The sequence below is a fragment of the Lyngbya aestuarii BL J genome, assembly GCF_000478195.2.
Classification (GTDB): domain Bacteria; phylum Cyanobacteriota; class Cyanobacteriia; order Cyanobacteriales; family Microcoleaceae; genus Capilliphycus; species Capilliphycus aestuarii.
Window position 1 is genome coordinate 1 of record NZ_AUZM01000207.1, and the last position, 1,392, is coordinate 1,392.

Annotated in this window: 1 protein-coding gene; it reads left to right on the plus strand. The window is 40.9% G+C overall.

Annotation, left to right across the window (positions count from 1 at the left end):
• Positions 1–169: 169 nt before the first annotated feature.
• Positions 170–1,392, plus strand: a 1,223-nt coding sequence (dnaB, locus tag M595_RS27550; protein ID WP_023069031.1) for a replicative DNA helicase, incomplete at its 3' end; no start/stop codon positions are given.

The following is a 1,392-nucleotide window of genomic DNA, read 5'->3' on the forward strand; positions in this document are numbered from 1 at the left end:
TTCACGTTGTTCCGAGTTAGGATAAGCCGTTATCAGTATCAATTGATGACGACTCATCACGCCGGAGTTGCTTTTGGGTAAACTTAAACTGAGAGCGCAATTGTAAACAGACGTTCTCTGTGAGCGTCTGAAACTACTGATAACGGGTTGTTTTTATTGATTCTGAACTATGAAAAATCGATCTAACTTTCAACTCCCTAGCGATCGCTTACCTCCCCAAAATATTGAAGCAGAGGAGGCGATTTTAGGGGGGATATTACTCGATCCCGAAGCCATTAGTCGAGTCGCTGAATTGTTAGATCCGAGTTGTTTTACTATTCTTGCCCATCAAGCGATTTATCGCACAACGCTAAATTTACATTTACAAGGAAAACCAACTGATCTAATGACTGTTACCACTTGGCTTGCTGATCACAATCAGTTAGAAGAAGTGGGCGGACAAATGAAGCTAGCACAACTGGTTGATCGAACTGTTTCTGCGGTGAATATCGATCAATATGCTTTGTTGGTGATTGAAAAAGCCATGCGCCGCAATTTGATTAAAGCCGGACATGAAACGATTGATTTGGGTTATGATACAACGGTTGATATTGAAGAAGTCTTAGATCAGGCTGAACAACAAATTTTTAATATTACTCAAGTTCGTCCGCAACAAAATTTAGTTTCAATTGCTGAGACGCTGATTAATACATTTCAGGATATCGAAGATCGTCACGAAGGTGTTGCCCTTCCGGGTTTAAATTGTGATTTTTATGATTTGGATGCGATGACGGGCGGGTTTCAGCGCTCTGATTTGATTATTGTTGCGGGTCGTCCTTCGATGGGAAAAACGGCACTTTGTACGAATATTTCCTATAGTATTGCTAAAATTCATAAGTTACCTGTGGCGATTTTTAGCTTAGAAATGTCGAAGGAACAGTTAGTTCAAAGACTGCTTTCTAGTGAGGCAAAAATTGAAAGTAATCGCCTACGTTCTGGGCGAATTAGTCAGAGTGAATGGGAACCGTTAACAATCGCAATTGGGACGTTATCAGAATTACCTGTTTTTATTGATGATACCCCTAATATTACTGTTACAGAAATGCGTTCTAAGGTACGCCGTTTACAAGCAGAACAGGGCGGCGCAATGGGGTTAGTTTTAATTGATTATTTGCAACTAATGGAGGGTGGGAGCGATAATCGGGTACAAGAATTGTCTCGAATTACGCGATCGCTCAAAGGGTTAGCGAGGGAATTAAATGTTCCGGTAATTGCCCTTTCACAGTTGAGTCGGAGCGTTGAATCTCGGACAAATAAACGCCCGATGATGTCTGATTTGAGGGAATCTGGTTGTTTAACAGGTGATAGCTTAATCACATTAGCAGATACCGGATTACAAGTACCAATTAAAGA